This window comes from Polynucleobacter necessarius (assembly GCF_900095205.1).
GTDB classification, from domain to species: domain Bacteria; phylum Pseudomonadota; class Gammaproteobacteria; order Burkholderiales; family Burkholderiaceae; genus Polynucleobacter; species Polynucleobacter necessarius_E.
The window spans coordinates 1,884,894-1,909,232 of the sequence record NZ_LT606951.1 but is presented as its reverse complement, the minus strand read 5'-3'; the positions used below and the strand labels follow the sequence as shown (position 1 = coordinate 1,909,232).

Here is a 24,339-nt window from a genome sequence, read left to right as displayed (position 1 = left end):
AAGAATTAGGAAAACTCATGAGTATCAGCGATCCAATCGCCGACATGTTGACCCGGATCCGCAATGCGCAAGCAGTGCAAAAGCCGATCGTCACAATGCCGTCGTCAAAAGTTAAAGTAGCTATCGCAAAAGTTTTGCAAGATGAAGGCTATATCGAAAGTTTCGAAATCAAAGGTGAAGCAACTAAACCAGTGCTCCACATTGATCTCAAATACTATGCAGGCCGTCCTGTTATTGAGCGTATTGACCGTGTTTCGACACCAAGTCTGCGTATCTATAAAGGCCGCCATGACATTCCAGAAGTAATGAATGGCTTGGGCATTGCAATTATTTCAACCCCTCAAGGCGTAATGACAGACCGTAAAGCACGTGCAACAGGCGTGGGCGGCGAAGTTATTTGCTACGTAGCTTAAGGAGCGAAATATGTCCCGCGTAGGTAAATCACCCATTACGGTTCCAAAAGGTGCTGAGATCAGCATCAATGGTGCAAACATTACTGTTAAAGGCCCATTGGGTACATTGACACATAACTTGCACCCTTCAGTTGGTTTGAAGCAAGAAGATGGTGTACTGACAGTTGTTTTAAATAACGACTCACCGGAGGCTGGTGCTCAGTCAGGTACAGCACGTGCTTTAGTAAACAACATGGTTGTTGGCGTAACGACTGGCTTTGAGCGCAAGCTTAGCTTAGTTGGCGTTGGTTATCGTGCTGCTGCTCAAGGCGAAACATTGAAATTACAGTTAGGTTTCTCGCACGACATCATTTACAACCTGCCAAAGGGTGTAAAGGCTGAGACTCCAACTCAAACTGAAATCATCATCAAAGGTTCCAACAAGCAGCAAGTTGGCCAGGTCGCTGCTGAAGTTCGCGCATACCGTTCACCAGAGCCATATAAAGGCAAAGGCGTTCGCTACGTGGATGAAGTTGTGCATTTGAAAGAAACTAAGAAGAAGTAAGCGAGATTAGAAAATGAATAAAGACGAATCCAGACAAAGACGTGCTCGGCAGACTCGTATTCGCATTGCTGAGGCTCAAGCAAATCGCTTAACAGTTATCCGTAGTAATACACATATTTCTGCTCAGGTTTATAGCCCATGCGGAACCAAAGTTGTAGCAGCTGCTTCAACAATGGAAAAAGATTTGCGCCAAGCGATCAAAAACGGCGGTAACGCTGAAGCGGCAAAACAAATCGGCAAATTAGTTGCTAAGCGTGCTGTTAAAGCAGGCGTAGTTGATGTTGCTTTTGATCGTTCCGGTCATCGTTACCACGGCCGTATTAAGGCCTTAGCTGAAGCTGCGCGTGAAGCCGGCCTGAAGTTCTAATAGGGGGTTTAGAAAAAACATGGCAAAAATGCAAACTAAGATGCAAAACGAAGAGCGTGATGATGGTCTTCGCGAGAAGATGATCGCTGTTAATCGTGTAACTAAAGTGGTTAAAGGTGGTCGTATTCTCGGCTTCGCTGCACTTACCGTAGTTGGCGATGGCGATGGCCGCATCGGCATGGGTAAAGGCAAATCAAAAGAAGTTCCAGTCGCTGTTCAAAAAGCAATGGATGAAGCTCGTCGCAAGATGATCAAGGTTTCTTTGCGCAAGGGTACTTTGCAACACACTGTTACTGGTCAACATGGCGCGTCACGCGTTTTGATTTCACCAGCTAAAGACGGTACTGGAATTATTGCTGGTGGCCCAATGCGCGCGATTTTCGACGTAATGGGTGTAACCAATGTAGTTGCTAAGTCACTTGGCTCAACAAATCCTTACAACTTGGTTCGTGCAACGATTGATGGTTTAAGCAAGATGAGTGCTCCTGCTGAGATTGCTGCTAAACGCGGTAAGTCAGTTGAAGAGATTCTCGGCTAAGACCAAAAGATTAGGAATCTATAAATGACAACATCTAACTCCAAAGTCAAACTGCAATTAATACGCAGCTTGATCGGTACACGCGAAAGCCATCGTGCAACTGTACGTGGCTTAGGCCTTGGTCGCATCAATTCAGTTTCCGAATTGGAAGACACTCCAGCTGTTCGCGGCATGATTAATAAAGTTTCTTATCTAGTTAAAGTTATTGGCTAATAACTAGCAAGTAAATAGGCGAAGAATATGCAACTCAACACAATTAAACCTGCAGAAGGCTCTAAGAAAAACCGTCGTCGCGTTGGACGCGGCATTGGTTCGGGTCTTGGCAAAACTGCTGGCCGTGGTCACAAAGGTCAAAAATCCCGCTCAGGTGGTTTCCACAAGGTTGGATTTGAAGGCGGTCAGATGCCTATGTGTCGTCGTTTGCCTAAACGTGGTTTTGTGTCTTTGACACGCCGTCACGTTGGTCAAATCACTTTGAACGACTTAGCAAAAATCAACTTGCCGGAAGTGGACTTATTGGTATTGAAAGCACACGGCTTTGCTGGTGAGCAAATCAATGCAATTAAGGTTATCAAGACTGGTGAACTTAAGATTGCTGTAACCCTCAAGGGCATTACAGCAACTGCCGGTGCAAAAGCAGCTATTGAAGCAGCTGGCGGCAAATTGGTTGAGTTGGCTTAATAGGTCTATTAGTAGATATGGCATTAGCACCTACCAATAACGCAGGCACTGCAGCAACAGGCGGCAAGTTTGGCGAATTACGCCAACGCTTGATCTTCCTGGTGTTGGCTCTGCTCGTGTTCCGTTTGGGTGCTCACATTCCAGTTCCTGGAATTGATCCAGACCAATTGGCGCAGTTGTTCTCGGGCCAAAAAGATGGCATCTTGGGAATGTTCAATCTGTTCTCTGGTGGCGCCTTATCTCGCTTTACGGTATTTGCACTAGGAATCATGCCTTACATTTCTGCGTCGATCATCATGCAGCTGATGACGATTGTTGTGCCTTCTTTGGAGTCTTTAAAAAAAGAAGGTCAAGCAGGTCAGCGTAAGATTACTCAGTACACACGCTACGGCACTGTGCTCTTGGCTACATTCCAGGCATTAGGCATTTCTGTTGCGCTGCAGGCTCAACCGGGTTTGGTTATTAATCCAGGTTTGATGTTTGAGTTAAACACCGTTGTTACATTAGTAACTGGCACGATGTTCTTAATGTGGTTGGGTGAACAAATTACTGAACGTGGTTTAGGTAACGGTATTTCGATTATTATTTTTGGCGGCATCGTTTCTGGATTGCCAAATGCATTAGCTAGCTTGTTAGAGTTGGTTCGTACTGGCTCAATGAATATTATTTCTGCATTGCTCATCGTTGTAATTTGCGTAGCAGTGACTTACTTTGTGGTGTTTGTAGAACGCGGTCAGCGCCGTATTTTAGTGAACTACGCTAAGCGTCAAGTTGGCAACAAGATCTACGGTGGCCAGTCTTCTTACTTTCCATTGAAGTTAAATATGGCAGGCGTGATTCCTCCAATTTTTGCTTCTTCAATCATTTTGTTCCCTGCAACGATTGCAGGCTGGTTTACTTCAGGCGAGCCAACCAATATGTTTAGCAGAATTATTAAAGATTTGGCTGCCACTTTGGCACCAGGTCAGCCTGTGTACACCATTCTGTATGCAGCAGCCATTATTTTCTTCTGTTTTTTCTATACCGCGTTGGTGTTTAACAGTCGTGAGACTGCTGAGAATTTGAAGAAGAGTGGCGCATTTGTCCCAGGTATTCGCCCAGGCGATCAAACGGCACGCTATATCGACAAGATCTTGGTGCGTTTGACTCTGGCAGGCTCAATTTATATGGTTCTGGTTTGCTTGTTGCCAGAATTCTTGGTGTTGAAGTACAACGTGCCGTTTTATTTCGGTGGTACTTCATTATTGATTATTGTTGTTGTTGCAATGGATTTCATGGCGCAAGTTCAGTCATTTGTCATGCAGCAGCAATACGGCTCTTTGATGAAAAAAGCCAACTTTAAGATGGGCGCTTAACTGAATGTCTAAAGACGATGTAATTCAGATGGCGGGAGAAGTTGTAGAGAATTTGCCGAACGCGATGTTTCGCGTAAAGCTTGAAAACGGACATGTGGTTCTTGGGCACATTTCTGGAAAGATGCGGATGCATTACATCCGTATTTTGCCGGGAGATGAGGTGACGGTGGAGATGACTCCTTACGACCTGACACGTGCCAGAATCATTTTCCGTGCGAAGTAAAGATTAAGTAGTACCTATTTTTAAGAGGTGAGTTATGAAAGTTTTAGCATCCGTTAAGTGTATTTGCAGAAATTGCAAGATCATTAAGCGCAAACGCGTTGTGCGCGTGATCTGTTCTTCAGACGCACGTCATAAGCAGCGTCAAGGCTGATCTGGTTAATTAAGAGGAAATCTCATGGCACGTATCGCTGGGGTAAACATCCCAAATTATCAACATACTGTTATCGGTTTAACAGCAATTTTTGGCATCGGCACAACTCGTGCGCGCAAAATTTGTGAAACTACAGGCGTTGCAATCGACAAAAAAGTTAAAGACCTTACCGATGGTGACTTGGAAAAGTTGCGTGATGAAGTAGGTAAATTCATCACTGAAGGTGACCTTCGTCGTGAAGTAACTATGAGCATCAAGCGTTTGATGGACTTAGGTTGCTACCGTGGCGTGCGTCATCGCAAGGGCTTGCCTGTGCGTGGTCAACGTACTAAGACTAATGCGCGTACCCGCAGGGGCCCACGTAAGTCTGGCGTGCAACTGAAGAAATAATCAAGAAGGTTTATTGACATGGCAAAACAACAATTCGCTTCCGCCGCTTCACAGCGCGCTCGTAAGAAGGTTAAAAAGAACGTTGCTGACGGTATTGCACACGTTCATGCTTCTTTTAACAACACCATTATTACGATCACTGATCGTCAAGGAAATGCGCTTTCATGGGCAACTTCTGGAGGCCAGGGTTTCAAAGGCTCACGTAAATCAACACCTTTTGCTGCTCAGGTAGCTGCAGAAGTTGCTGGGAAAGTAGCAATTGAATGCGGTATCAAGAACTTGGAAGTTCAGATCAAGGGTCCAGGCCCAGGTCGTGACTCAGCAGTTCGCGCATTGAACTCATTAGGGATCAAAATCACTGAGATTCAAGACGTAACTCCAGTTCCTCACAACGGTTGCCGTCCTCCTAAGCGTCGTCGTATCTAAGCTAGGAAGTTGGCAGTACAAGTTTTAGTAGTTTTTTTATTAAAGCCCACTGTTCGCCTGATTTAAAGCGCGAACTCACCGCCGGTCGCGAGACTGCGGCAAAGAAAGGAAAGCATCGTGGCACGTTACTTAGGGCCTAAGGCCAAATTAGCACGTCGGGAAGGTACCGACTTATTTTTAAAGAGCGCACGTCGCGCCTTGTCAGACAAGTGCAAGTTAGATACTAAGCCTGGTCAACATGGCCGTACATCCGGCTCAAGAACATCTGATTACGGTAATCAATTGCGTGGAAAGCAAAAGGTTAAGCGTAGCTATGGCGTATTAGAGCGTCAATTCCGTCGCTACTTCGCAGAAGCTGAGCGTCGCAAGGGCAATACTGGTGAAACTTTGCTGCAGTTGCTTGAGTCACGTTTAGACAACGTGGTATATCGCATGGGCTTTGGTTCAACACGCGCAGAAGCACGTCAGTTAGTTTCTCATTGCGCAATCTTGCTCAATGGCAACCCTGTAAATATTCCATCTATTCAGGTTAAACCTGGTGATGTAGTTGCTATTCGTGAAAATGCGAAGAAGCAAACGCGTATTACAGAATCACTCAAGTTAGTTGGACAAATGGCAGCTGTTACTTGGGTTTCAGTCGACGCAGCTAAGCTCGAGGGAACATTTAAGCAAGTGCCTGACCGTGAAGATATTAGCGGTGAAATTAATGAAAGTTTGATCGTCGAATTGTATTCACGCTAATTAGGCACTCTCAAGGAAAAAATATGCAAACAAATTTGCTCAAGCCAAAGATTATTTCTGTTGAAGCGCTTACCGCCAACCAAGCTAAGGTTATTATGGAGCCATTCGAGCGTGGCTATGGCCACACACTCGGAAATGCATTACGTCGCGTACTCTTGTCCTCGATGGTTGGTTATGCGCCAACTGAAGTAGCTATTGCTGGTGTTGTTCATGAGTACTCCACATTGGATGGAGTTCAAGAGGACGTTGTAAACCTCTTGTTGAACCTCAAGGGTATCGTATTTAAGTTGCAATCACGCGACGAAGTTACTATCAATTTGCGTAAAGAAGGTCTAGGCGTTGTTACTGCAAAAGATATCGACTTGCCACATGATGTAGAAATCATGAATCCTGATCACGCGATCGCCCACTTGTCAGCTGGTGGCAAGTTAGACATGCAGATCAAGGTTGAAAAAGGCCGTGGTTATGTACCAGGTAACGTACGTCAATATAGCGACGAAACTACTAAGATTATTGGTCGTATCGTATTGGATGCTTCATTCAGCCCAGTAAGCCGTGTTAGCTACGCAGTTGAGTCTGCTCGTGTTGAACAACGTACCGACCTCGATCGTTTGGTAATGACTATCGAAACAAACGGTGTGTTGTCTCCTGAAGAAGCAATTCGTCAAGCGGCTAGCATCTTGGTTGATCAATTGGTTGTATTCGCAGCCCTCGAAAGCAGTGAAGTTTCTGGTGATTTAGCACCAAGCCGCTCTTCAATGGTTGATCCAATGTTGATGCGTCCGGTTGATGATCTCGAGCTCACAGTTCGCTCTGCAAACTGCTTGAAGGCTGAGAACATTTACTACATTGGTGACTTGATTCAACGTACAGAGAATGAATTGTTGAAGACGCCTAATCTAGGCCGTAAATCTTTGAATGAAATCAAAGATGTATTGGCGGCTCGTGGCTTAAGTCTTGGCATGAAGCTCGAAAGCTGGCCTCCAGCTAACCTCGAGAAATAATTAGAAAGGAAGCATCATGCGTCACGGAAACGGCTTACGCAAACTAAATAGAACATCATCACATCGCTTGGCGATGCTGCGCAACATGTCCAATTCACTCTTGGAGCACGAAGTCATTAAAACGACTTTGCCAAAAGCTAAGGAATTGCGCATGGTTGTTGAGCCTTTAATTACCTTGGGTAAAAAAGATAACTTAGCAAACCGTCGCTTAGCATTCAATCGCACACGTGATCGCGACATCGTGACTAAGCTCTTTACAGAACTCGGCCCACGTTATGCAACACGTCCAGGCGGCTACCTTCGCATTTTGAAGTTTGGCTTCCGTCATGGCGACAATGCACCAATGGCTTTGGTTGAATTGGTAGATCGCCCAGAAGTTGAAGAAACAGCAGTTGTAGCTGAAGAGGCTTAAGTCTCGCGGTTATGGTAAAAAGCCAGGCTTCGGTCTGGCTTTTTTCATTTATCAGGTTATAAATAACAGAATGTCTGAAAACATCCCAGTCAATTCCAGCAAGCTTTTGGTGGTTATGACCAGCCTTCCAAATTTCGAGGTTGCCAAGGAATTAGCTCGAGCATTAGTGGAGCAAAATTTAGCTGCTTGCGTTCAAATCACGAGTGGCGTTCAATCAATATATCGCTGGGAAGGTAAGATTTGCAAAGAGCAAGAAGTATTGCTTTCTGCAAAAACAACCGAATTCAAGTGGTTTGAGATCTCTACTTTTATTGAAAGTGCACACCCATACGATCTTCCTGAAATTTTGGCATTCTCTCCAGATTATTGTGAGAGTCAGTACGGCAGGTGGGTAGAGTCTGAGGTAAATTCGAAGTCATGAAATTACATTCTTTCTTGGCAAGAATAATTGCACTCTTGTTGCTGATCTCCGCACAAGTATTTGCTGCTCAAGACTTCTTGCCTCCAGAAAAAGCATTTAGAGTTCAAGCTATTTGGTTGGAAAATTCTAATCAGATTGAGCTTGAATTCTTGCCTGCTAAAGGCTATTACATCTATCAAGAATCCCTCAAGTTCCAAGCTGGTAATCAGGCTGGGAAGCTAAGTAATATAAGGCCTGCACTCCCTTTGGGTTTAGAAAAATTTGATGAAACTTTTCAGAAGAAGTTACAAGTTTATAAAGGGCCATTTTTAGTTTTTTTAGATATCAAGCCCGCAGTTAGTCAGCCTGTTCATTTGGAGATTACTCTTCAGGGATGTGCAGAGGCGGGTATTTGTTATCCGCCGATGACACTTCGATTTTTACTTGCTGGGCCTGGCGTTAAGGCTGGCCCGATACCAGGTGTTTTAGAAATCGTTACAATGTCTAACGCTAAAACTAATGCCGAAATTAGTTTGGCAGATTTATGGCGTGAACGCGATGATGTGAATGCTATTAGTCGTTTTTTAGAGAGCACTTCAACTGCCTATTTATTTTTAGCCTTCTTTGTGCTGGGCCTCGCCTTGGCGTTTACCCCTTGCGTACTCCCCATGTTGCCAATTTTGTCGAGCGTAATTTTCGGTACTCAAGGCGGCAAAGCGATATCTAAGAGTCGCGCTAGTATTTTGGCGATGGCCTATGTTATGGGTATGGCTTTGGTATATGCCTTAGCTGGTGTACTCATGGCCGCACTCGGGGGAAGCATCCAGCGCATATTGCAAAGCCCTTTTGCACTAACCACTTTTGCCTTACTGCTCTTGGTGCTTTCGGGTAGTTTGTTTGGTTTGTACGACTTGCGCTTACCAAATTCATGGCATCACCACGTGAATAAGCTGGCTGGACGCCAAAAGGGTGGCAGCGTATTTGGCGTATTTGTTTTGGGGGGCATTTCAACCATGGTCGCAAGCCCATGTATCACAGCCCCATTGGCAGGTGTCTTAGCCTTCATTGCCCAAACAGGCTCCATGAGCTTGGGCGCAGGCTTGCTCTTTGTAATGGCCTTAGGAATGGGCCTGCCGTTGCTATTTATTGCAGTTGAAGCGCGCATATTGATTCCATCCACCGGAATTTGGATGGTTTATTTGCAGCGCACTTTGGGGGTATTGTTGGTTGCTACCGCAGCTTGGATTGCCTCGCCACTCATTCAAAAAAATGAACCTGTTAGATCTGTAAAAACAATCAATGGACTGAGTATTCATCAAGTTGGCGATTTATCTTTTTCGGTGATTCATTCACCAGCAGAACTAGATGCGCAATTTATTAAAGCTAAGCAAGAGCAAAAATTAGTTCTTCTCGATTTTTATGCGGATTGGTGTATCAGCTGTAAAGAAATGGAAGTTAATACTTTTACAAATCCAGATGTTGCTGATCAGCTCAAGCAAATGGTTTTATTGCAAGCGGATGTCACAGCAAATAGCGCTGAGAACCAGGCATTACTCAAGCGCTTTGGTTTGTTTGGTCCACCAGGCATTTTGATTTTTAATCAAAATTCAGAAGACCAAAAAGATCAAAGGGTAATTGGCTATATGCCACCACAGCGCTTTATTGAGCGATTAAGAAATGTATTGAAAAACTAAAGCAGCTACAAAGTAATTTAGTAATTATTGATTTAATTATTTGTTGATTGCTTTAATTAGACGCGCTGCTTCAAGCGCAAAATAAGTGAGCATACCATCTGCGCCAGCGCGTTTAAAAGCTAGCAGAGATTCCATCATGACGGCATCGTGATCTAGCCAACCATTTTGTGCAGCAGCTTTAAGCATGGCATATTCACCGCTTACTTGGTAGGCGTAAGTAGGGTAGTCAAATTCATCTCTCACACGACGGACTATATCCAAATATGGCATGCCTGGCTTGACCATTACCATATCAGCGCCTTCACTGATATCAAGTACAACCTCCCGCAAAGCCTCGTCACCATTGGCGCAATCCATCTGATAGGTTTTTTTATCTGCCTTGCCCAGGTTTTTGGCAGAGCCTACTGCATCTCTAAATGGACCATAGAACGCAGAAGCATATTTTGCTGAGTAAGCCATGATTCGCGTGTGAATTAATTTCTTCTGCTCAAGTGCTTCACGAATTTTTCCGATACGCCCATCCATCATGTCTGAAGGAGCAACGATATCAACGCCTGCCTCGGCTTGAGCTATAGCTTGCTGTATCAAAATAGCAGTTGTATCATCATTCAGAATACGACCTTGAACATCGAGAACGCCATCTTGACCGTGACTCGTGTAGGGATCAAGCGCCACATCAGTCATGATGCCTAAATTGGGGAAACGCTTTTTGAGTTCACGAACAGCAGATGGAATGAGTCCATTTGGGTTGAATGCTTCTTTACCATCTGGTGTTTTTAATGCGCTATCGATTACTGGAAACAGTGCAAGGACAGGAATGCCCAGATCGACACATTCTTGTGCAACCGGAAATAGAAAATCTAAAGAAACTCGATTTATGCCTGGCATTGAGGCAACAGCTTCAGCTTTCCCTTGACCCTCGAGCAAAAATACAGGGTAGATCAAATCATTTGTAGAAACATTGTTCTCTTGCATCAAACGACGTGACCAGTCTTCACGACGCATGCGGCGGGGTCGATGCCCTGGAAAGTTAAGCAACGAATTAGTTGGTGATTTCATCTTCTTTAGTTTCTGCTTCAAATAACCATTTAAGAACAATATTGTCGGCCTCTTCAAGACCAATACGTTTGGTGCTTGAAAATAATTGTGCCGTAAGTTGTTTGGATTCACCATTGCCATCGGGTAGGGCCGGGTCATATTGTTGTAATTGCTTGCGTACCGCCTCTAGCGCATGCTTGCACTCACTTTTGTTCAGTTTGTCGCATTTGCTCAGTAGAACGTGAATAGGCTTGCCAGTAGGTACAAACCACTCAATCATTTGCTCATCTAAATCAGTAATGCCGCGCCGAGAGTCGACAATCAGAATTATGCCCACCAGTTGCTCTCGCTCCTGTAGATAGTCGCTCAGGAGGGCATTCCAGTGGTATTTGGTCTCATGGTTAACGGCTGCGTAGCCGTAGCCTGGTAGGTCCACTAAATAGGCTAAAAGGTCGTCTTTGGCAAAAAGTCCAAAATAGTTGATATGTTGGGTGCGTCCAGGCGTTTTACTAGCAAAAGCGAGCCTTTTTTGGTTACAAAGGACGTTTATGGCGCTAGATTTACCCGCATTTGAGCGTCCAGCAAAGGCTACCTCACGCAGCGGGGTGGCAGGCAGATAATGGGTGTCATTGACTATGGTGGCGAATCGGGCTTGAAAGAGTTTAGACATGTCCAGAAGCTATTGTAAAATCACGCAAAATCATGAAATATCTCATGGTGTTGGGTAAAAGGTTATAAATGCAGGGCCCAAACACTTTTAGGAATTTTTGCCAAGGTAAACATAATGCGTCAAACCTCTCAAATCTCCAAATTAACTAGCCTACGTGCTGGTTTTGCGACTCTATCTATTTTCGCCTTGATTGGCATTTTTGGTGCAGCTTTTGCATCCGATGCCGCTCCAATGGCCCCTCCTGCTGCAGATGCTAAGGCTGTCGTTCCAGGTAAGCCAAAAGTCGATGCCGCAGCTGGTGAAGCTCTATATTCAAATGGCGATTCATCACGAGGTGTAACAGCCTGTTTGACCTGTCATGGACCTAAGGGTCAAAGTGCCGTTAGCACATGGCCCAAGTTATCGGCTCAGCATGCTGCTTACACTGCTAAGCAATTGAAAAACTTTAAAGAGGGTACTCGTGCAAATCCAGTGATGATGGGTATGGCCGCAACCTTGACCGATCAAGATATGCAAAACATCGCGGCTTACTTGGTTAAACAGCCTGTTTCATTGGGTGTCGCACAAGACAAAGCAACCATTGAATTAGGTCAAAGTATTTATCGCGGTGGTATCGCAGCAAAAGGCGTTCCAGCTTGTGCTGCTTGTCATGGCCCAACTGGCGTTGGTATTCCGGCGCAGTATCCACGCTTGGGTGGTCAGTGGGCTGAATACACTAATGCGCAGCTGCTTGCGTTCCGTGATGAAGGTGCTCGTAAAAATAGTACTCAAATGACTACTATAGCTACCAAGATGTCTGATCTAGAAATGAAAGCAGTATCTGATTACATCGCTGGTTTGCGTTAATTTCTAAAGCTTCAAAAACAAAATCCCGCTACTTGAGCGGGGTTTTTATTTGTCTAAAATTCTAGAACAGTTTTTTCAAACAGATTTCTAATGCCAGTTTTAGTTTGGTAAAACAGATTCTGAAGAGAATAAATCAGCAGTTTTTTCACGCACGCGAATGACGTAAGCATTTTTTCCGTCAACCATGACCTCTGCAGGCTTTGGGCGCGTGTTGTAGTTCGATGCCATTACAAAACCATAGGCACCAGCAGACAGAATAGCAAGAAGATCGCCCTCTTCTACTGCAAGGTGACGATCTCTGCCAAGCCAATCGCCGGATTCGCAGACGGGACCAACAACGTCATAAGTGAAGGCTTTTGCTGCTTTCTTTTGAATGGGCACTATGCCGTGATGGGCTTCATACAAGGCTGGACGCATCAATTCAGTCATGGCCGCGTCAACAATGCAGAAATTCTTTTCGGCGCCTGGCTTTAAATATTCAACAGTCGTTAAAAGCACGCCAGCATTGCCAACTAATGATCTACCTGGCTCAAGAACAACATCCAGATGACTAAAACCACGCTCAGCTACTCGATTCAGCAAGGTATTTGTAAACTCAGTTATGTCTGGCGGTGTTTCATCGCCATAAGAAATTCCGAGGCCTCCACCCAGGTCGAGATGGTGAATCACAATACCCTCTCTTTTCAGGTGCTCCACCAAATCTAAAACTTTATCGAGCGCATCTAAGTAGGGGGCAGTGGTGGTGATTTGTGAGCCGATGTGACAATCAATACCTACTACATCAATTTGTGAAAGTTGAGACGCTTCACGGTAGGTTTTTAAAACTTTGTGATAGGCGATGCCAAATTTATTTCCCTTTAATCCTGTAGAAATATAGGGGTGAGTTTGTGCATCCACATCAGGATTAACGCGCAACGAGATTGGTGCGCGCAGATTGAGTTCAGTTGCCACTCGATTAATCTTATGGAGTTCAGCAATTGATTCAACATTAATACATTTGGCGCCAGCCTTTAGGGTAGAAGCGATTTCTAAGGCAGACTTTCCTGCACCCGCAAATACTAGGCTTTTAGGATCTGCACCAATTGCTAATGCACGCGCTAATTCACCGCCGCTGACTAAATCAAATCCAGCACCCAGTCTTTTAAAACAATCAATCACAGCTAAATTGCTGTTGGCTTTCATCGCATAGTGCACGCGCGCACGACGTTTACCGTTACCATCAACACAGGCTTTGTCGTATGCTTGATAGGCTTCAGTTAACGCCTTTTTGCTGTAGACATATAGTGGTGTCCCAAATTTCTTTGCCAAATCTGAAAGTGGAATTTCTTCGACATACCAATTGCCATCACGTTCGGTGTAACCGGATAACTTAGGGATTGGAGTTATTTTGCCTGTCATTACTTGGTCGATAAAGGACTGCTAGGGCTGGCAGGCGTTTGTGGTGGATAGAGTTTGCCTTTGGGTTCTGGCTCTGTAGGAGCTAGCGGAACTGGTGGTACATTTGGCATATATAGCGGACCTCTTACCCCACACCCAACAAGGGATATTAAAAGGCTAAAGCAGAGGGTTCTATTAAGAATCGCTATCATGAATGTTTCTAAAACAAATGGTTGAATATAGCATACAGGACTCCGATATGAACCCAAATAATTCAGGCGTAGAAACCATCGATGGCAGGCAGTTCTATGCGCTCGGAAGCCATTTATTGCACTCTATCGAAGTAGCATTAGAGGCTGCCGATGACGAGCTAGATCTAGACGTTGAGCGTCAGGGTGGTAATGTCATCAATATTCGTTTTAAGGATAAAAGCGTCATTGTGGTCAATACTCAGCCGCCTTTGCATGAAATTTGGGTGGCTGCTAAATCTGGTGGTTATCACTATCGCTGGGCTGGCACCATGACAAAGCCGTTATGGTTGGATACCAAAACTGGGAATGAGTTATTAAGTGATTTGGCCAAGTTTGCTAGCACTCAGGCCGGGCATCCCATTAAGATTGATTTGATTTAGGCGGCGCCAGTAGCGCTTAAAGTTTCGATCACTTGGGCATCAGCCACACTTTTAATTTGGGCTTTACCAATCTTTTCTAAAACAACATAACGGATTTGCCCGCTTTCAGTTTTTTTATCAACCTGCATGAGCTCCATGTAGCGCTTTGCACCAAACTTAGGGGGTGTAATTGGTAAATTCATGGATTGAATAATTTTGGTGAGGCGCTGCACGTCGGCTTCGCTGATGTAATTGAGGCGACGTGATAAGTCTGCGCCAAGTACCATGCCACAACCAACGGCTTCGCCGTGTAACCATTCGCCGTAACCCATGCCTGCTTCAATTGCGTGACCAAAAGTGTGTCCAAAGTTCAGAGTTGCACGAATACCACCCTCTCTTTCATCGGCAGAAACTACGGCAGATTTAATTTCGCATGAACGTAAAACTGCGTGCCCCATCGCCTCAGTGCTGCAAGCCAACAATGCCTTTGCATTAGTTTCAATCCAGTCTAAAAATTGAGCATCCGCGATGGCGCTATGTTTAATCACTTCTGCAAGTCCGGCAGAAAGCTCTCTCGGGGGAAGTGTCTTGAGGGTATTAAAATCGGCAATCACAGCAACTGGCTGATAAAAGGCTCCAATCATATTTTTACCAAGCGAATGGTTGATGCCAGTCTTGCCGCCGACTGAAGAATCCACTTGAGAAAGTAAGGTTGTTGGCACTTGAATAAAGCGAACGCCACGCATGAAGCTGGCGGCAGCAAATCCAGTCATGTCGCCAATAACTCCCCCACCTAAGGCTACCAACATGGTTTGGCGATCAGCGCCAAACTTTAAAAGATCATCAAAAATTAACTGGAGATTTTTCCAGTCTTTATAAGACTCGCCATCAGGCAACACAATCGTTCTAACTGACTTGCCAAATGTATTGAGCGTTTTGGTCAGCCGTTCAGCATAAAGCGGGGCAACTGTGGTGTTGCTCACAATGTAGATTGAGGTGGCTTTTTCACATGCGCTGAATAAGCTAGGTTGATCAATTAGATCGGTGCCAATATAGATTGGATAACTTCGATTACCTAGGTCAACTTCAAGTATTTTCATTGTTCTATTCAAGCGGAAAGTTCAAGTTGCATGATTAAGGTGTTGACCAGTTGATTAACGCTAGGTTTGCCGGTTTCAATTACATGGTCAGCGATTTCACGATACAGTGGATCGCGAATTGCATATAAATTCTCTAAGATCTTCTTGGCATCACCGTTTTTTAGCAGAGGGCGCCCCTCACTACCTTTGGTGCGATGCCAAAGCTCGCTGGGGTTTGCGTGTAAATAAATAACAGTGCCACGTTCACTTAGCGCTTGACGATTTTCTGGCAACAAAATAGCGCCTCCGCCAGTGGCCAAAATAATATCCTGTTCGCCGGTAATGTTTCGAATGGCTTGGGCTTCCCGTTTGCGAAAACCTTCCTCACTTTCCATTTCAAAAATGACCGGTATTTTTACCCCACAGCGTTCTTCAATGACATGGTCGGCATCCAAAAAACGACGCCCTAGTTTTTTTGCTAAGACTTTGCCAACAGTCGATTTCCCAGCACCCATTAGGCCGATTAGAAAGATATTGTTTGTCGCAGAGTTCACCCTTCGATTTTATTAGGGTTTATCTAGAACGGTCGGAGTTAAAAAGACAAGAAGCTCCGTTTTGTCTTGTAACTTGGATTTATGACGAAAAAAATGACCAATTAGAGAGATATCTCCTAGCAATGGGATTTTGACTTCATCCTCTCGTTCGGTGGTTTGGTAAATTCCACCAATAATGGCTGTTCCACCGTTTTCCACGGTGACCTCCGAACTTAGGCTCTTAGTATCAATGGCATAACCTTGCTCTGTTTTCATGCCCACTGTGTTTTTGTTGATGCCCGCTAGTAACGATATCCTGCCGTCTGGATGAATTTTGGGTAGAACCTCTAGGCGCAAGTTGGCCTTTCTGAATTGCAGTTTGCTGCCATTTTGGTTGGAGGTTTGGTAGGGTAACTCCGTCCCTTGCTCAATAGTAGCCTTTACCTGGTCACCAGTCATGATGCGTGGATTGGAAAGTGTTTTTCCGTGCCCCTCTGATTCAAGGGCTGAAAGCTCAGCTTGAAGGATCCGGCTGGCATTTTGGATACCAAGGTAGCAGCCATGGTGGCCGGATTAAATCCGTTTAGACCTGTGCCTCCTAGATCCATATTGCCCACTATTTTTTTCTCTGCATTCCCATTAATCCCTTGAGCTTGGTAACCCAGTTTTATCCCCAGCTCTCCGGCAAAACGCTCATCGGCCTCGACAATACGTGCTTCAATGAGGATTTGCCTTGGACTGTTGATATGGTCGCCTCCAAACGGCAGGGCTGCGTCTTCTCGGCGGTATTTTTGAAATGCTTGAATTTCCCCATGGGGTCCAATCCAATAGATATCCTCGTTTCGAACCAGGCGCAAACCCCGGCCGGCCAAAATCGAATGGAGCGCATTTTCCCATGGGGTGTTTTTGAGATCAACCGAAATCCTGCCCTTAATTGACTCACTTAATAAAAAATTGGTATTTCCCAATTTAGCCAGCGCTTGTAAAAGTTCGGCTATTTCAATATCAGTAAATTGAAGACTAATAGAGTTTAGAAAATGATTTTGTGAGGATGAATTTCCAGCCGCATTGTTGGTCGACGAGAGCATCAAAACAGCCAACCAAATCCAGAAAGGTTTTAAGTATTTCTGGGTGTAATTTGCGATAACCTTCATTCGCTTTTGGATGCCTCTTCAGAGCGAGAGATTTGCCAAGATGGTGGGTGAAGGTCGCGAACTCCTTTTCGATATTGCTCAGACGCCATTCCCCTAAAGCTTGCGCACCCTTTTCAAAGACAAGATAGTTTTTGCCGGAATGGAAATAGGCCTTTTGAGAGGCGCCCATTTGGGATGTTCCTAGGTAGAGCGCCAGCGGCGCAATTCAGTTTCATGATTGAGCGCTTGCGGCTTGCTGAAAACTCGGATTTCAGGCTTCTTATCCTTTAAAGAGTGAATACTTACTTCTAATTTTTCTATTAATAAATATAGGTCATCTTGGTCTTGCTCAAGCTCAGCACGCATTAGCGACATTTCCTTTTTTAACTCCAAAATCGACTTTTTAGATTCCTCTAAAGCGACCTGTGCATGATCATCGGTCGCATTGGTTGCAACAAAAAAATGCTAAAAGTCCAGCAAGCAACACCCCCATAAGGGCTGCTAAATTACCCAATCTAGGGATCAATTTTTGAATTTGAAAGTCATTTAAGGGCTCGGTGAACGACCTACTTTTGCCCTGATTTATTGGTGTAGGGGGGGTTATTTTTCGGGATGCGAGGTTTTCGAATCCCATGGGGATCGGGGATGGCGGGGTCATCTCCAAGGCCGCTCAAAATTTCATCAAAGAATTGGGTGGAAATATGGCGTGTGGGCATGCCATATTCTTTCGTTTTGAGTATTGAAAATCTATCAGTTCAGCTTGAACCCTGCGTCAGAAATTTGAACCCCATTTATTGGCAAATCAAGGATTTTGTAGCTTTTAGGGAAATTGTCTAAGCACCCTATAATTTGGGAATATGGCCTTACCTCCTAAAGACAAGCCGCCTGTAAATCAGCGATCCATTCGTCAACCCGATAGGCGTCCTCGGCATCAGCGACATGATCCTGCCCCATCTCGGAAGGGTTTAAGCAATCCGCTGGTAAAGGCTTTGTTAATTATTGGTGTTGTTTTTGCTTTGGTGGTTGCTTTATTACTCGGCTATGCGTTTTTGGTCGCTAAGCCCAACCTTCCCAAAATTTCTGCCTTAACCGATTACAACCCTAAGACCCCTTTACGTATTTATACGGCTGACAAGGTCTTAATTGGTGAGTTTGGGGAAGAGCGTCGCAAAGTCATTCCGCTAAATGAAATACCTCAAAATATGCGCAATGCTGTTTTGGCAATCGAAGATGATCGTTTTTATTCTCATGGCGGCGTGGACTATGTGGGGATTTTGCGAGCGGCAGTCACGAACTTACGTGGGCATCTTTCACAAGGAGCTTCCACTATCACCATGCAGGAGGCCCGCAATTTTTTCCTTAGTAATGAGAAAACTTTTAGCCGAAAAATTTATGAAGTCCTATTGGCATGGGAAATTGAGTCTCAACTCACTAAAGATAAGATTCTGGAAATCTACATGAACCAGATTTTCTTGGGTCAGCGGGCATTTGGCTTTTCAAGTGCAGCGCAGATCTATTTTGGTAAAGAGTTAAAAGACATCACTATTGCTGAGTCGGCAATGTTGGCAGGTTTGCCAAAGGCTCCATCAGCCTATAACCCTGTTAGCAATTTCCGCCGGGCGAAGATTCGTCAAGAGTACATTCTTCAGCGTATGCGCGATCTTGGCTATATCACTCCAGAAGAATACCAAAAAGCAATGATTGAGGAATTGCATATTCGTGGCTTAGGTAATGAGTTCGCAGTTCGAGCGGATTTCCCGGCTGAGATGGTTCGTCAATTACTATTCACGCAGTATGGGGAGGTAATCTACTCTCAAGGGATAGATGTCTACACAACCATATTGAAGGCTGATCAAGATGCTGCTTATAAAGCAGTCCGTCGCGGTATTTTTGAATACGACTTGCGTCATGCTTATCGTGGACCAGAAGGTTTTATTGATCTTCCAGAGGATCCAGTGAAACGCCAGCGTGCGATTGATGAGGCATTGCTTGCATATCCGCAACTGGATAATTTGCAGTCTGGGGTTGTGCTTGATGTGAAACCAAAGGAAATGCAGGTCATGATCGCAACTGGTGACACAATCACCGTTAAAGGCGAAGGTATGAAATTGGCAGCTGCATCGATTACTGATAGCACTCAACCTAAAAAGCATTTGCGTCCCGGAGCAGTCGTACGTCTTTTATCGGATGGGGGAGTTTGGAAGTTGGCGCAACTACCGCAAGTGGAGGCAGCCTTTGTATCTATGAATGCAGAGACGGGTGCGATACTTTCTTTGGTAGGCGGATTTGATTTCCGCCGCAATCAATTTAATCACGTGACACAAGCTTTGCGTCAACCTGGTTCATCATTTAAGCCTTTTATCTATGCTGCCGCACTTGAAAAAGGCTTCGCCCCAAGCACGATGGTTAATGATGCACCTCTGTCTATTGGTAGCATGGAAACAGGCAGCCAGGCATGGGAACCTAAAAACTACGATGATAAGTACGACGGCATGATGCGTTTGCGCAATGCTTTAGCAAAATCAAAAAACTTAGTTTCAGTTCGTATTATTCGAGCGATTGGCCCATCCTATGCACAAGAATATATTCAGCGTTTTGGCTTTGAGCCAGAAAAACACCCACCCTATCTGACGATGGCCTTGGGCGCAGGTTCCGTAACACCATTGCAAATGGCATCGGCTTATAGCGTCTTCGCAAATGGCGGCTATCGTGTTGATCCATTTTTGATCGACAAGATAGTCGATTCCAAAGGCGCTGTTTTGTTTGAGGCTAAACCTACTCATGCACGTGAAGATGCGACTCGTGTATTAGATGCTCGTACAGCTTTCGTCATGGATAGCATGCTCCAAGAAGTCGCCAAAACGGGTACTGCAGCATCTGCACGCGGAAAATTGGGTCGTTCAGATATTGCTGGAAAAACAGGTACAACGAATGATTCTCATGATGCTTGGTTCGCTGGCTATAACCCCAAAGTAGTTGCTATAGCGTGGATTGGTTTTGATAAGCCTGCAAGCTTGGGTGACCGTGAGACTGGCGGTGGCCTTGCATTGCCAATGTGGATTTCCTATATGTCGACCGCATTAAAAGATGTCCCACAAGAGGCGCGTGAAGTGCCTAGTGGCGTCACGCAAGTTGATGGTGACTGGTTTATTCCAGAGTTTTCTAACAGTGGCGGTGCACGCGAGCTGCAATAGTTCGTATTCAAAATGGCACGGCAAGCGCGCACCGTTATACCTGGCCAAGCAATGCATGTCATGGTTCGCGGGAATAATCGCGAAATACTTTTCTTTGGCGAGTCAGATCGGCGAGTTTATTTAGAGTGGCTGCGAGAAGCTGCTAGACAATTTGGTTGGTGCTGTACATGCATTCGCATTGATGCCTAACCATGTGCATTTACTGATGACGTCACAAAATGAAGATTCGCTCGCCAGAACGATGCAATCTTTAGGGCGTAGGTATGCGCAGTACTTCAATCAACAGCATCGTCGTTCAGGAACTATTTGGGAAGGGCGTTATCGATCATCCTTAATTGATTCAGATTATTTTCTTCGTTGCCAACGCTATATAGAGCCATTGTTTACAAGGGTTTGCTGTTAGCAAATCAAGTTGGCGCGTATTACCAAGACTTGCAAGACAAACGCACTGTATCTGCCCTTGCATTAGTGCATCAGCGTTTCTCTACTAACACCTTCCCTGCATGGGAGTTAGCGCATCCGTATCGCATGATTGCACACAACGGCGAAATTAACACTGTTAAGGGTAACGTTAACTGGGTTAATGCACGCGAGGGTGCAATTAGCTCACCAGTGCTTGGCGATGATTTGCAAAAACTTTGGCCATTGATATATCCGGGTCAATCAGATACAGCCTATTTTGATAACTATTTAGAGTTATTGGTCATGTCAGGCTATCCACTTGCTCAAGCCATGATGATGATCCCGGAGGCATGGGAAAACAACATGCATTGGTGGATGACAATCGCCGTGCTTTCTATGAGTACCATGCAGCAATGATGGAGCCATGGGATGGTCTCGCAGCAATGGCATTTACTGATGGCCGTCAGATTGGGGCGACATTAGATCGCAATGGTTTGCGTCCAGCGCGCTATTACGTAACTGATGATGATTTGGTGATTATGGGATCTGAGGCGGGTGTTTTGCCAATTCCTGAAAGCAAGATTGTTCAGAAATGGCGTTTACAACCAGGCAAGATGTTCATGATTGACATGGAGCGGGGTCGCATTATTGACGATATCGAGTTGAAGGACGCGGTATCTAAAGCTAAACCATATAAGAGTTGGATTGATGCCGTTCGTGTGAAATTGGATGAAGTTGATGCAAGCAAAGCCGACTTGGTTGATGAAAAAACGAATATCCGTCCAGCAGCGAAGTTATTAGATCGTCAGCAAGCATTTGGTTATACCCAAGAGGGGATATTAAGTATCCAATGGCTCCAATGGCCATGAATGGCGAAGAGGCTATCGGGTCCATGGGAAATGACAGTCCATTGGCGGTGCTTTCTAATAAAAATAAGCCGCTTTATAACTACTTCAAGCAACTTTTTGCGCAAGTTACTAATCCTCCGATTGATCCGATTCGCGAGAACATGGTGATGTCATTGGTTTCTTTCATTGGACCCAAACCAAATTTATTAGATACAAACAACATCAATCCACCAATGCGCTTAGAAGTTAGTCAGCCTATTTTGAATTTTGATGACATGACGAAAATTCGTCACATTGATCATTACACCAATGGGAAGTTCCGCTCTTATGAGTTGGACATTTGCTATCCAGCGTCTTGGGGTAAAGCAGACATTGAAGCTCGTCTGGCATCTTTATGCGCTGAAGCAGCTGATGCTGTTCGCTCCGGTTACAACATTTTGATCGTGAGTGATCGTCAGGTTGATGAGAAGCATGTAGCCATTCCTGCGTTGTTAGCTACCTTAGCAATTCATCAGCACTTGGTACAAAAAGGTTTGCGTACAAGCGTTGGTCTAGTTGTTGAGACTGGTAGTGCTCGTGAGACTCACCACTTTGCACTCTTGGCAGGTTATGGCGCAGAAGCCGTTCATCCATACCTTGTAATGGAAACTTTGGCAGAAATGGCTAAAGGTTTATCGGGTGACTTATCTGCTGAAAAAGCAGTGAAGAACTTTGTTAAAGCAGTTGGTAAGGGCTTGCAAAAGGTCATGTCCAAAATGGGCATCTCAACTTATATGTCTTACACTGGCTCCCAGATTTTTGAAGCGATTGGTTTGAATCGCGACATTATTGATCAGTACTTTAAGGGCACACCTTCCAATGTAGGCGGAATTGGTGTTTTTGAAGTGGCCGAAGAGGCATTGCGTATGCATACCGCTGCTTTTGGCAATGACCCAGTCTTGACTAACATGCTTGATGCTGGTGGAGAGTATGCATTCCGTATTCGTGGCGAAAACCATATGTGGACTCCTGACACGATTGCGAAATTACAGCATTCCACGCGCATTGGTCCAGAAAAAGGCTGCCAAACGTATAAAGAGTACGCCAATACCATCAATGACCAAACAAAACGTCAAATGACATTGCGTGGTTTATTTGAATTCAAGATTGATCCAGCAAAAGCAATTCCATTAGATGAAGTTGAGTCTGCAAAAGAAATCGTTAAACGATTTGCAACTGGTGCCATGTCCTTAGGTTCAATCTCAACTGAAGCGCATGCGACTCTAGCGATTGCTATGAACCGTATCGGTGGAAAGTCCAATACTGGCGAAGGCGGCGAAGATCCAAATCGTTATGTGAACGAACTCAAGGGCATTCCTATTAAGAAGGGCGAGACTTTAGCCAGCATTTTGGGTAGCGATGTAGTTGAGGCCAACATTCCTTTGTTGGACGGCGATTCATTGCGCTCTAAGATTAAGCAGGTTGCTTCAGGTTGTTTTGGCGTTACTACAGAATATTTACGTTCTGCTGATCAAATTCAGATCAAGATGGCACAAGGTGCTAAACCTGGCGAGGGCGGTCAATTGCCTAGCAGTAAGGTTTCTGATTACATTGGTAAGTTACGTTTCTCAGTACCAGGCGTCGGATTAATATCACCTCCTCCACATCACGACATTTATTCAATTGAAGATATCGCTCAATTGATTCATGACTTGAAGAACGTTAATCCAAAAGCTGACGTATCTGTGAAGTTGGTTTCAGAAGTAGGTGTTGGCACAGTTGCTGCGGGTGTTGCAAAAGCAAAAGCAGATCACGTTGTGATCGCTGGCCATGATGGCGGAACTGGCGCATCACCACTCTCTTCTATTAAGCATGCTGGTTCTCCATGGGAGCTAGGCTTGGCGAAAACGCAACAGACTTTGGTGCTCAATGGCTTACGTAGTCGTATTCGTGTTCAGGCTGACGGACAAATGAAGACTGGTCGCGATGTAGTGATCGGTGCTTTATTGGGTGCAGATGAATTTGGATTTGCAACGGCACCATTGGTAGTCGAAGGTTGCATCATGATGCGTAAGTGTCATTTGAATGCATGCCCAGTTGGTGTTGCTACATAAGATCCAGAATTGCGTAAAAAATTCTCAGGCAAGCCAGAGCATGTTGTGAACTTCTTCTTCATTGCTGAAGAAGCTCGCGAAATCATGGCGCAATTGGGTATTCGCAAGTTTGATGACTTGATTGGTCGAGTTGATTTATTAGATACCCGTAAAGGCATTGAGAACTGGAAAGTGCATGGCTTGGACTTTAGCAAGATTTTTGCAGAGCCACAGGTTGCTGCAGAAGTGCCACGTTATCAAGTGCTCACACAAGATCATGGTTTAGCAAATGCGCTTGACAATAGTTTGATCGAGAAGAGTGAGCCTGCACTAGAACGAGGTGAAAAAGTCTCATTCATTGTTCCAGTGAAAAATGTTAATCGTACCGTAGGTGCAATGCTCTCAGGAGAGGTTGCTCAGCGTTATGGTCATGCAGGCTTACCTGATGACACTATTTATATTCAATTAAATGGCACTGTTGGACAAAGCTTCGCAGCTTTCTTGGCTCGCGGTATCACTTTGGATTTGGTTGGCGACGGCAATGACTACGTTGGCAAGGGATTGTCTGGTGGTCGTGTCATCGTTCGTGCTCCACATGAGTTCCGCGGGGATACAGCGAAGAACATTATTGTTGGCAATACTGTTCTATACGGCGCAATTGCTGGTGAAGCATTCTTTAATGGTGTTGCTGGCGAGCGTTTCGCAGTTCGTAATTCTGGAGCAACTACGGTTGTTGAAGGTGCCGGGGATCACGGTTGTGAATATATGACTGGTGGAACAGTGGTGGTATTGGGGGCTACAGGGCGCAACTTTGCAGCAGGCATGAGTGGTGGTATCGCTTATGTTTACGATGAAGATGAGATGTTTGATAAGCGCCGCAATACTAGCATGGCGTCCTTGGAAAAGGTGCTTCCTTCTGTAGAGCAAATCGCGAAGACGCTGAAATCTGAATGGCATGCCCCTGTTGATGTAAAAGATGGCGGTGAGCGTTTAACTGACGAACAAATTTTGAAGAGCTTGATTGAAAAGCACTTCCGTCATACGGGCTCTGAGCGTGCCAAAGCAATCTTGGCCGATTGGGAAAATGCCCGCGGTCGTTTTGTGAAAGTTCTCCCAACAGAGTACAAGCGTGCTTTGGGTGAATTGTGGGAAAAAGCACAAAACAACACGGTTGCTGCTTAATTTACTGAATCAACAC

Annotated in this window: 30 protein-coding genes and 1 pseudogene; 21 read left to right on the top strand and 10 right to left on the bottom strand. The window is 45.0% G+C overall.

Annotated elements, in window-relative coordinates:
- Positions 1-17: 17 nt before the first annotated feature.
- The 16 genes from rpsH to dsbD all read left to right on the top strand — a co-directional run bounded on the left by rpsH (position 18) and on the right by dsbD (position 9,339).
- The gene (gene rpsH / locus DXE37_RS10535; RefSeq protein ID WP_114637469.1) at positions 18-413 is read left to right on the top strand and encodes a 30S ribosomal protein S8; all 396 of its coding nucleotides are present in this window, start codon (positions 18-20) and stop codon (positions 411-413) included.
- A 10-nt stretch (positions 414-423) separates the two neighbouring features.
- Positions 424-957: a 50S ribosomal protein L6 gene (gene rplF / locus DXE37_RS10530; RefSeq protein WP_068320122.1), complete on the top strand. Its 534-nt coding sequence runs from the start codon at positions 424-426 to the stop codon at positions 955-957.
- Between the two features lie 13 nt (positions 958-970).
- Positions 971-1,324: a 50S ribosomal protein L18 gene (rplR, locus tag DXE37_RS10525; RefSeq protein ID WP_114637468.1), complete on the top strand. Its 354-nt coding sequence runs from the start codon at positions 971-973 to the stop codon at positions 1,322-1,324.
- 19 nt (positions 1,325-1,343) lie between these two features.
- The gene (gene rpsE, locus DXE37_RS10520) at positions 1,344-1,862 is read left to right on the top strand and encodes a 30S ribosomal protein S5 (RefSeq protein ID WP_114637467.1); all 519 of its coding nucleotides are present in this window, start codon (positions 1,344-1,346) and stop codon (positions 1,860-1,862) included.
- 24 nt (positions 1,863-1,886) lie between these two features.
- Positions 1,887-2,075 (top strand): 50S ribosomal protein L30, encoded by a 189-nt coding sequence (gene rpmD / locus DXE37_RS10515; protein WP_114637466.1) that lies wholly within the window; start codon positions 1,887-1,889, stop codon positions 2,073-2,075.
- A 27-nt stretch (positions 2,076-2,102) separates the two neighbouring features.
- Positions 2,103-2,543, top strand: coding sequence for a 50S ribosomal protein L15 (rplO, locus tag DXE37_RS10510; RefSeq protein ID WP_114637465.1), 441 nt, complete (start codon positions 2,103-2,105; stop codon positions 2,541-2,543).
- Positions 2,544-2,560: 17 nt separating this feature from the next.
- Positions 2,561-3,898, top strand: coding sequence for a preprotein translocase subunit SecY (secY, locus tag DXE37_RS10505; protein WP_114637464.1), 1,338 nt, complete (start codon positions 2,561-2,563; stop codon positions 3,896-3,898).
- Positions 3,899-3,902: 4 nt separating this feature from the next.
- Complete coding sequence (infA, locus tag DXE37_RS10500) at positions 3,903-4,121, top strand: translation initiation factor IF-1 (protein WP_114637463.1); 219 nt, start codon at positions 3,903-3,905, stop codon at positions 4,119-4,121.
- Positions 4,122-4,155: 34 nt separating this feature from the next.
- A complete protein-coding gene (gene rpmJ, locus DXE37_RS10495; protein WP_012357167.1) occupies positions 4,156-4,272 on the top strand; it encodes a 50S ribosomal protein L36 in 117 nt (38 codons plus the stop codon).
- A 24-nt stretch (positions 4,273-4,296) separates the two neighbouring features.
- Positions 4,297-4,662 carry a 30S ribosomal protein S13 gene (gene rpsM / locus DXE37_RS10490; RefSeq protein WP_114637462.1) on the top strand — a complete coding sequence of 122 codons (366 nt, stop codon included), beginning with the start codon at positions 4,297-4,299 and terminating at the stop codon, positions 4,660-4,662.
- 18 nt (positions 4,663-4,680) lie between these two features.
- The gene (gene rpsK / locus DXE37_RS10485) at positions 4,681-5,088 is read left to right on the top strand and encodes a 30S ribosomal protein S11 (protein ID WP_114637461.1); all 408 of its coding nucleotides are present in this window, start codon (positions 4,681-4,683) and stop codon (positions 5,086-5,088) included.
- A 117-nt stretch (positions 5,089-5,205) separates the two neighbouring features.
- Complete coding sequence (gene rpsD / locus DXE37_RS10480) at positions 5,206-5,829, top strand: 30S ribosomal protein S4 (RefSeq protein WP_114637460.1); 624 nt, start codon at positions 5,206-5,208, stop codon at positions 5,827-5,829.
- 23 nt (positions 5,830-5,852) lie between these two features.
- Positions 5,853-6,833, top strand: a complete 981-nt coding sequence (locus tag DXE37_RS10475; protein WP_114637459.1) for a DNA-directed RNA polymerase subunit alpha — start codon at positions 5,853-5,855, stop codon at positions 6,831-6,833.
- A gap of 16 nt (positions 6,834-6,849) precedes the next feature.
- Positions 6,850-7,245 carry a 50S ribosomal protein L17 gene (gene rplQ / locus DXE37_RS10470; RefSeq protein WP_114637458.1) on the top strand — a complete coding sequence of 132 codons (396 nt, stop codon included), beginning with the start codon at positions 6,850-6,852 and terminating at the stop codon, positions 7,243-7,245.
- Between the two features lie 70 nt (positions 7,246-7,315).
- Positions 7,316-7,666, top strand: coding sequence for a divalent-cation tolerance protein CutA (gene cutA, locus DXE37_RS10465; protein ID WP_114637457.1), 351 nt, complete (start codon positions 7,316-7,318; stop codon positions 7,664-7,666).
- Entirely contained in the window at positions 7,663-9,339 is a 1,677-nt protein-coding gene (dsbD, locus tag DXE37_RS10460; RefSeq protein WP_114637456.1) for a protein-disulfide reductase DsbD, read from the top strand. Before cutA ends, dsbD begins: the two co-directional genes overlap by 4 nt.
- 36 nt (positions 9,340-9,375) lie before the next feature.
- Here dsbD and hemB read toward each other — a convergent pair whose 3' ends face one another.
- Positions 9,376-10,398 (bottom strand): porphobilinogen synthase, encoded by a 1,023-nt coding sequence (gene hemB / locus DXE37_RS10455; protein ID WP_114637455.1) that lies wholly within the window; start codon positions 10,396-10,398, stop codon positions 9,376-9,378.
- The gene (yihA, locus tag DXE37_RS10450; protein ID WP_114637454.1) at positions 10,382-11,047 is read right to left on the bottom strand and encodes a ribosome biogenesis GTP-binding protein YihA/YsxC; all 666 of its coding nucleotides are present in this window, start codon (positions 11,045-11,047) and stop codon (positions 10,382-10,384) included. Before yihA ends, hemB begins: the two co-directional genes overlap by 17 nt.
- Before the next feature lie 114 nt (positions 11,048-11,161).
- On the opposite strand from yihA, the gene DXE37_RS10445 reads away from it, so the two are divergent.
- Entirely contained in the window at positions 11,162-11,893 is a 732-nt protein-coding gene (locus DXE37_RS10445) for a c-type cytochrome (RefSeq protein ID WP_114637453.1), read from the top strand.
- Positions 11,894-11,992: 99 nt separating this feature from the next.
- Here DXE37_RS10445 and lysA read toward each other — a convergent pair whose 3' ends face one another.
- Both lysA and lptM read right to left on the bottom strand, forming a co-directional pair.
- On the bottom strand, positions 11,993-13,291 hold the full coding sequence (gene lysA / locus DXE37_RS10440; RefSeq protein WP_114637452.1) for a diaminopimelate decarboxylase: 1,299 nt from the start codon (positions 13,289-13,291) through the stop codon (positions 11,993-11,995).
- Positions 13,291-13,482: an LPS translocon maturation chaperone LptM gene (gene lptM / locus DXE37_RS13795; protein WP_114637451.1), complete on the bottom strand. Its 192-nt coding sequence runs from the start codon at positions 13,480-13,482 to the stop codon at positions 13,291-13,293. Before lptM ends, lysA begins: the two co-directional genes overlap by 1 nt.
- A 47-nt stretch (positions 13,483-13,529) precedes the next feature.
- Here lptM and cyaY point away from each other — a divergent pair, with 47 nt between their 5' ends.
- Positions 13,530-13,901, top strand: coding sequence for an iron donor protein CyaY (gene cyaY, locus DXE37_RS10430; protein ID WP_114637608.1), 372 nt, complete (start codon positions 13,530-13,532; stop codon positions 13,899-13,901).
- Here cyaY and aroB read toward each other — a convergent pair.
- From aroB to DXE37_RS10915, 6 genes are read right to left on the bottom strand one after another with little or no spacing between them, the layout of a single operon-like run.
- Positions 13,898-14,980: a 3-dehydroquinate synthase gene (gene aroB, locus DXE37_RS10425; protein WP_114637450.1), complete on the bottom strand. Its 1,083-nt coding sequence runs from the start codon at positions 14,978-14,980 to the stop codon at positions 13,898-13,900. The two genes, cyaY and aroB, sit on opposite strands and share 4 nt — an antisense overlap.
- 8 nt (positions 14,981-14,988) lie before the next feature.
- Positions 14,989-15,513 carry a shikimate kinase gene (locus DXE37_RS10420; RefSeq protein ID WP_114637449.1) on the bottom strand — a complete coding sequence of 175 codons (525 nt, stop codon included), beginning with the start codon at positions 15,511-15,513 and terminating at the stop codon, positions 14,989-14,991.
- A gap of 12 nt (positions 15,514-15,525) precedes the next feature.
- Positions 15,526-15,951, bottom strand: coding sequence for a type II and III secretion system protein (locus tag DXE37_RS11835; protein WP_231971337.1), 426 nt, complete (start codon positions 15,949-15,951; stop codon positions 15,526-15,528).
- A complete protein-coding gene (locus tag DXE37_RS11830; RefSeq protein WP_231971336.1) occupies positions 15,948-16,460 on the bottom strand; it encodes a secretin and TonB N-terminal domain-containing protein in 513 nt (170 codons plus the stop codon). Before DXE37_RS11830 ends, DXE37_RS11835 begins: the two co-directional genes overlap by 4 nt.
- 52 nt (positions 16,461-16,512) lie before the next feature.
- Complete coding sequence (locus DXE37_RS13165) at positions 16,513-16,815, bottom strand: hypothetical protein (RefSeq protein WP_231971335.1); 303 nt, start codon at positions 16,813-16,815, stop codon at positions 16,513-16,515.
- Positions 16,816-16,826: 11 nt separating this feature from the next.
- Entirely contained in the window at positions 16,827-17,000 is a 174-nt protein-coding gene (locus DXE37_RS10915; RefSeq protein WP_231971334.1) for a hypothetical protein, read from the bottom strand.
- Between the two features lie 482 nt (positions 17,001-17,482).
- On the opposite strand from DXE37_RS10915, the gene DXE37_RS10410 reads away from it, so the two are divergent.
- The 3 genes and pseudogenes from DXE37_RS10410 to DXE37_RS10400 all read left to right on the top strand — a co-directional run.
- Positions 17,483-19,819 (top strand): penicillin-binding protein 1A, encoded by a 2,337-nt coding sequence (locus tag DXE37_RS10410; protein WP_114637448.1) that lies wholly within the window; start codon positions 17,483-17,485, stop codon positions 19,817-19,819.
- Positions 19,820-20,000: 181 nt separating this feature from the next.
- On the top strand, positions 20,001-20,222 hold the full coding sequence (locus tag DXE37_RS13160; RefSeq protein ID WP_331852174.1) for a transposase: 222 nt from the start codon (positions 20,001-20,003) through the stop codon (positions 20,220-20,222).
- Positions 20,192-24,323, top strand: a pseudogene (locus DXE37_RS10400) (glutamate synthase-related protein); the annotation flags it as partial. The gene DXE37_RS13160 and the pseudogene DXE37_RS10400, both read left to right, overlap by 31 nt.
- Between the last annotated feature and the right edge of the window lie 16 nt (positions 24,324-24,339).

Bases quoted from the DNA above. Each gene is read 5' to 3' on its own strand.
- yihA (WP_114637454.1), bottom strand. From the start codon at position 11,047: ATGTCTAAACTCTTTCAAGCCCGATTCGCCACCATAGTCAATGACACC.
- DXE37_RS10445 (WP_114637453.1), top strand. From the start codon at position 11,162: ATGCGTCAAACCTCTCAAATCTCCAAATTAACTAGCCTACGTGCTGGT.
- DXE37_RS13165 (WP_231971335.1), bottom strand. From the start codon at position 16,815: ATGGGCGCCTCTCAAAAGGCCTATTTCCATTCCGGCAAAAACTATCTT.
- rpmD (WP_114637466.1), top strand. From the start codon at position 1,887: ATGACAACATCTAACTCCAAAGTCAAACTGCAATTAATACGCAGCTTG.
- rpsM (WP_114637462.1), top strand. From the start codon at position 4,297: ATGGCACGTATCGCTGGGGTAAACATCCCAAATTATCAACATACTGTT.
- rpsH (WP_114637469.1), top strand. From the start codon at position 18: ATGAGTATCAGCGATCCAATCGCCGACATGTTGACCCGGATCCGCAAT.
- hemB (WP_114637455.1), bottom strand. From the start codon at position 10,398: ATGAAATCACCAACTAATTCGTTGCTTAACTTTCCAGGGCATCGACCC.
- cyaY (WP_114637608.1), top strand. From the start codon at position 13,530: ATGAACCCAAATAATTCAGGCGTAGAAACCATCGATGGCAGGCAGTTC.
- secY (WP_114637464.1), top strand. From the start codon at position 2,561: ATGGCATTAGCACCTACCAATAACGCAGGCACTGCAGCAACAGGCGGC.
- DXE37_RS10915 (WP_231971334.1), bottom strand. From the start codon at position 17,000: ATGTCGCTAATGCGTGCTGAGCTTGAGCAAGACCAAGATGACCTATAT.
- rpsK (WP_114637461.1), top strand. From the start codon at position 4,681: ATGGCAAAACAACAATTCGCTTCCGCCGCTTCACAGCGCGCTCGTAAG.
- DXE37_RS10475 (WP_114637459.1), top strand. From the start codon at position 5,853: ATGCAAACAAATTTGCTCAAGCCAAAGATTATTTCTGTTGAAGCGCTT.
- DXE37_RS11835 (WP_231971337.1), bottom strand. From the start codon at position 15,951: ATGACTGGTGACCAGGTAAAGGCTACTATTGAGCAAGGGACGGAGTTA.
- dsbD (WP_114637456.1), top strand. From the start codon at position 7,663: ATGAAATTACATTCTTTCTTGGCAAGAATAATTGCACTCTTGTTGCTG.
- rpsE (WP_114637467.1), top strand. From the start codon at position 1,344: ATGGCAAAAATGCAAACTAAGATGCAAAACGAAGAGCGTGATGATGGT.
- aroB (WP_114637450.1), bottom strand. From the start codon at position 14,980: ATGAAAATACTTGAAGTTGACCTAGGTAATCGAAGTTATCCAATCTAT.
- rplR (WP_114637468.1), top strand. From the start codon at position 971: ATGAATAAAGACGAATCCAGACAAAGACGTGCTCGGCAGACTCGTATT.
- rpmJ (WP_012357167.1), top strand. From the start codon at position 4,156: ATGAAAGTTTTAGCATCCGTTAAGTGTATTTGCAGAAATTGCAAGATC.
- rplQ (WP_114637458.1), top strand. From the start codon at position 6,850: ATGCGTCACGGAAACGGCTTACGCAAACTAAATAGAACATCATCACAT.
- DXE37_RS10410 (WP_114637448.1), top strand. From the start codon at position 17,483: ATGGCCTTACCTCCTAAAGACAAGCCGCCTGTAAATCAGCGATCCATT.
- cutA (WP_114637457.1), top strand. From the start codon at position 7,316: ATGTCTGAAAACATCCCAGTCAATTCCAGCAAGCTTTTGGTGGTTATG.
- rplO (WP_114637465.1), top strand. From the start codon at position 2,103: ATGCAACTCAACACAATTAAACCTGCAGAAGGCTCTAAGAAAAACCGT.
- DXE37_RS13160 (WP_331852174.1), top strand. From the start codon at position 20,001: ATGCCTAACCATGTGCATTTACTGATGACGTCACAAAATGAAGATTCG.
- infA (WP_114637463.1), top strand. From the start codon at position 3,903: ATGTCTAAAGACGATGTAATTCAGATGGCGGGAGAAGTTGTAGAGAAT.
- rplF (WP_068320122.1), top strand. From the start codon at position 424: ATGTCCCGCGTAGGTAAATCACCCATTACGGTTCCAAAAGGTGCTGAG.
- lysA (WP_114637452.1), bottom strand. From the start codon at position 13,291: ATGACAGGCAAAATAACTCCAATCCCTAAGTTATCCGGTTACACCGAA.
- lptM (WP_114637451.1), bottom strand. From the start codon at position 13,482: ATGATAGCGATTCTTAATAGAACCCTCTGCTTTAGCCTTTTAATATCC.